We start from the raw sequence: 4,675 nt of genomic DNA on the forward strand, positions 1-4,675 counted from the left end.
AAAAAAAAACCGCCATTTTTTCTCCCTTTAACATAGTTAATAATTGTTTCTTTTTTTCCTTCGCAACTAACCGCTACACCACTAGCTGAGATGAGAGTCATTCTTTTTTGGATTTGCTCCAACTTGAACACCAGTTCGTATGCGTGGTATACTGGTGTTGCCACCTTTTCAAAAAGGCTTTTAACCGTGGCCTGTCCAAAGGAGCGTGGCGGTTATTTTTTTGTGGGAAGCAGCTGACGTCAATCGGCTGCTTTTTTTGTACGCCCAGCACCCTAGACAAGTGACCGAAAGAGCGTGTCCGATATGTCACGCAACAGGTGATATCTTGGTGGAATGAATGTTATGTCAACCAAGAAAACCGCGGCAAACGGAGCCAGGCGCAGGGTAGACAGGTGCCTGGGCCGGGGGTCTTTTTTTTGTCTTTTTGCAGGATTTTCCGCAAGGGATTTGGCTGAGGGGGTCTCAGGGGTCTCCCCTGCAGTCGGGGGTTGAGGGGAGCGCGGTTGGTGGGAATTTCTCATAGCCAGGGGCCTTAGCCCGGCTCACTAGCCCTGGGGCGCGGAATACACTTTCTTTTATTTTTTTTGTTTAAAGCTCATACAAACCGGCATTTTGTCATACAATAAGTGTATTAAAAAAAACTGGAAATAGGGGAACTATTAACTGAACAGGCGCAGCAATGACAAGGAGGAATCAGCTTTCTAGGTATCGGAAAAAAACGACAGGCAAAGAGGTTTTGGTTTTTGTAACTAAGGAGGAACGATAGGATGAACGGCTTAACGAGAGACGAGGCCATCGGATTCATGTTGGTCGCTTGCAAACAGGCGGATTTAAATTTGATTGATACGCAAATCATAATGAAAAAAATGCGAGCAGCGTTCGACACAGTGACGCCTGAAGAGGCGGTCAAAATCGGCAACGAATGGTACGAACAAAAATGGAGAGGGCCAAAAAAATAGGGGGAATTTGAATGGCAACAGTCGAATTATCAGATACGTTGATACGCAAATGCGGAGACGCATATTACCAATGGTACCAGGCAAAGCACGGCAAACGGCCAAACAAAATGACGGATGAAGAAATCATCCTCTATGTGATTTACGCAGGAAAAAATCAATTGCTAAACGAAGCAGAGCGCATGGAAGACGAGGCGCAGGCAAAAAAAGGAGCGAAGGAAAATGAAAAATGAAGAGGCAATTTCTTATGCGGTGCTGGCAATGAAGGCCGCCGGATTTTCGCAACACCAGGCGCGCACGCTGTTTTTCGATATGCGCGAATTGATGGACGAGCTGACGGAAGCGGAGGCTGTGGAACAGGCGAACGCGTACTTGTACGCGGAGCAGTAGCCGAAGGCATACAGGAGCGTAGCGACGCGGACGGCAGAGCCGTACGCATGCACTAGGAGCGATAGCGACGTGCAGCGCGAAGCGCGGCACAGGCACTTCAGGAGCGATAGCGACGTGACTGCGAAGCAGGCACATGCACTTGCAGCGACGAACGCAAAACCAACTGCAGGGGGAATAGACCGAAGCGCCAGCTGAGGTCTATTCCAAACCGCCACCGATGACGGTGAAGGGCCGGGAAACCGCGCCATATCAACAAATGCAATACAAAAAAAGACTGCTTGGAGCCAAAATAGTCTCAAAAAAGAGTCGGCTCTAATGAACCTAACATGCTTTGAAAAGCCTCAAATGAACCAACACCACATCAAAAAAGACCTCAAACGAACCAAATAGCCTCAAAAAGGAGGTGATTTTTGCCAAAAGGCCAAAATCGCCTGTTTGCGTTGCTATAAATTCTGAACAGCCCGCATAAGATATGCGAAGGGGGAATCGGAATTGGCAAAAAAACAAAGCTTGGCGAACGAAATCGGCACAAAGCTGTATAACCAATACTACAAAGGCAAAGGAACTTCCAGACATGCCGACAAACTAGCGACCGGAAAGCATTGTCAGCCCGAAAAAATCTACAGCCGCGGTTCGATAAAAACGCACAAAAGTCAGGGCCGGGTCTTCGCAAAATGGCTACGGGCAAATCATCCGGAAGTGCGCCGAGTGGCGGACATCACGCGTGAGCAGGCCATCGAATATGTCCGATACCGAAATGAGGCTTTCTCGCCCAAGACGTCCCAGACGAGCATGAGCATTGTAAATCGGCTTCTCTACGCGGAGAATGGCATCACTCGCAAAGAATGCGAGTTGCCGCGCGTGACAAGCTCGGATGCTCGAAACAACCGAGGACCAGCGGCCACTTGCCGAGAGCCGAATGAACGCCAACGGGAGGTACTCGAGTACGGGCGGGCGTTCGGGCTGCGTCATTCGGAAATGGTCTATACAAAAGAAAATCCCGAATATCAAGCGACCGAAAAATCGCTCTACGAAAAGGACGGAACGTTGTACCATTGCACTTTTGGCAAAGGGGGGCTCTACCGGTCGGCCGAAATCCTGGCGTCGCAACAAATGTATATAGAGGAAGCGTATGGCGAAATGATTCAGCACGTGACCGAGCTGCCGACGGCTGAAGAATTCAAAGAAATCATAAGCGACGCGACGCCTCTATTCGATGCGAACCTGAATAATTTGCAGGCGCAGCAGCTCAGCAGGCAATATTATGCAAATAATAAAATGTTGGAGCTGGAGCAGTCGGACCGCGAGTGGGAGCTGTTTCGGATAAATCAGGCGAAGAACGGCTCCGAAACGTACGAAGTCAACGGAATCGAGTTCGACCGCGGCGCAGGGCAGTGGCTCGCAAAACAGATGGGACACTCAAGAATTTCGGAATCCTCGAAATATCTTGGCACAGGAATTTATGAAGAGTTCTGGGAAGAACATAGAAATTAAAAAAGCGACACGTCGCAAAGGACGTGTCGCTTGTTCGACAAACTCGCGCCGGAGGCGCATTGTTAAAAATACGAAAAAACTATATAATAAAAAAAGCGAATACAAGAAAATGCAACACTAAAAAAAAGACAAAAAAAAAGCTTGTTCTCCGAGGCCGCGAAACCATTGGAACAAGCATCAGGACGCTACTAACGTCTCTCTACCTGACTATTATATGACAAAACGGGAAAAAATACAACCAAACAATGTCGTAATAAAAAGTAGCAACCTGGTGCAAATGGAACACCAAAAGAGAATGAGCTCAGAGGAGCTCAGCCATGCCAGAAGCACTACGAAAACCAGAATACGAAGATTTAAACAAACAATTTTTAGAACTTTTTACAGCCACTCGCGGCGTACATTGCATTTTACAAAAAAAAGGCAAAATTGTGCACGAGGATTTCACAAAAGAGCCAGCAAAGCGTCGGTATAGCGGCTGCGAAAACATGTATATGAGCTACAACACATGCAAAAAACACGAGCGCACCAAGCCCAACGCGTGCGCGCTCAGCGCGATTGTGATGGACCTCGACATTTACAAAGTCGGAATGAACAAAGCCCAAGCCATGTTTTTGTTGCCGGAACTTCTAGATGACGAGAACATTCCCAAGCCCACGGCCGTAGTAGACTCCGGAAATGGACTTTACCTGCTTTGGAAACTCGAAAGAGTAAAAGAAGCAGACGAAGAAGAAACAGAAGCACAAAAAGGACAAAAAGAACAAGTGGTCAACAACCCAGCGATGGTGCGGCTTTACGAAAAAATCACTAAAAAATTGCAAAAGAAGTTGGAGTCCTTGGGGGCCGACCCGCAATCCTGCGATGTCCTGCACCTTTTCAGAGTGCCTGGAACGGTGAATACGAAACGGAGACAAAGGAACGAAGTCACCGTCTTGCGACTGAATCCAACCGAAATTTATGATTTGGATTTTTTTGCAACCGAAATCCTCGACGAATTACCAAAAAGCCGGAAAAAAGCGCCAAAAACTAAGAAAAAAGGGAGCATTCAGCGCCTGTTCAACCCGTACACCTTGGCGGTCGCCCGAGCCAAAGATTTGGAGCGACTGGCGCAACTACGTGACTATGAAATGGACGGCCACCGACACTCATTTCTGCATATCTACGCCGTGCAACTCATGCAGGCGGGCGTCGAAGAGTACGAAAAGAAACTGGCCGAAATGAACGCATTATTGACGCGACCGATTTGCGAAAATGAAGTCCAAGCTCTCATCAAAACCTTGAACCAGAAGGCGGAAAATGGCGAGCGAATCATAAAGGCGATAGAAGCGGCCAAAAAACCAACCGACAAACCAATGTCAGCCGTCGAGAAAGCGCAGGAAATCAGCTACGCCTACCACAATACAAAAATAATCGACAATTTGAGAATTAGCGAAAGCGAACAAGCGTCCATGCGGACGATAATCGGCGGAGCCGAACGCGGGAAACGGAATCGTCTGCGTAAGCAGAAAGACTATGCGCCTGTGAAAGCCGCCAACCAAACGCAAAAAGAGCGAAGAAACGAGCGCATTCTGACGCTAAAATCCGAGGGATTTAAGCATAAAGAAATCTTCGAAATAATGAAAAATGAGGGCTATACAAAGGTTTCTCTACGGACGATAGAGCGAACTAAAAAACAAGCGAGCGAGTAGGAAACTACCGCTTTTTTTTGTGCAAAAAAAAACCGCCATTTTTTCTCCCTTTAACATAGTTAATAATTGTTTCTTTTTTTCCTTCGCAACTAACCGCTACACCACTAGCTGAGATGAGAGTCATTCTTTTTTGGATTTGCTCCAACTTGA

General features: G+C 47.3%; 5 protein-coding genes. All 5 read left to right on the forward strand.

The annotated features are described in order from the left end of the window. Window positions 1–767: 767 nt before the first annotated feature. Window positions 768–959, forward strand: coding sequence for a hypothetical protein (locus PH235_RS14375; protein ID WP_272162945.1), 192 nt, complete (start codon window positions 768–770; stop codon window positions 957–959). 11 nt (window positions 960–970) lie between these two features. After that, window positions 971–1,189 (forward strand): hypothetical protein, encoded by a 219-nt coding sequence (locus tag PH235_RS14380; protein WP_272162946.1) that lies wholly within the window; start codon window positions 971–973, stop codon window positions 1,187–1,189. Further along, a complete protein-coding gene (locus PH235_RS14385) occupies window positions 1,179–1,346 on the forward strand; it encodes a hypothetical protein (protein WP_272162947.1) in 168 nt (55 codons plus the stop codon). The genes PH235_RS14380 and PH235_RS14385 overlap by 11 nt, the downstream gene beginning before the upstream one ends. A gap of 492 nt (window positions 1,347–1,838) precedes the next feature. Then, window positions 1,839–2,840, forward strand: a complete 1,002-nt coding sequence (locus PH235_RS14390; protein WP_272162948.1) for a hypothetical protein — start codon at window positions 1,839–1,841, stop codon at window positions 2,838–2,840. Between the two features lie 317 nt (window positions 2,841–3,157). Beyond that, window positions 3,158–4,525 (forward strand): hypothetical protein, encoded by a 1,368-nt coding sequence (locus PH235_RS14395; protein WP_272162949.1) that lies wholly within the window; start codon window positions 3,158–3,160, stop codon window positions 4,523–4,525. Window positions 4,526–4,675 lie beyond the last annotated feature (150 nt).

The organism is Trichococcus sp. K1Tr, assembly GCF_028309625.1.
In the GTDB taxonomy this organism is placed as follows: Bacteria; Bacillota; Bacilli; order Lactobacillales; family Aerococcaceae; genus Trichococcus.

Coding starts and splice junctions, on each gene's coding strand:
- PH235_RS14375 (WP_272162945.1), top strand. CDS start 768: ATGAACGGCTTAACGAGAGACGAGGCCATCGGATTCATGTTGGTCGCT.
- PH235_RS14380 (WP_272162946.1), top strand. CDS start 971: ATGGCAACAGTCGAATTATCAGATACGTTGATACGCAAATGCGGAGAC.
- PH235_RS14385 (WP_272162947.1), top strand. CDS start 1,179: ATGAAAAATGAAGAGGCAATTTCTTATGCGGTGCTGGCAATGAAGGCC.
- PH235_RS14395 (WP_272162949.1), top strand. CDS start 3,158: ATGCCAGAAGCACTACGAAAACCAGAATACGAAGATTTAAACAAACAA.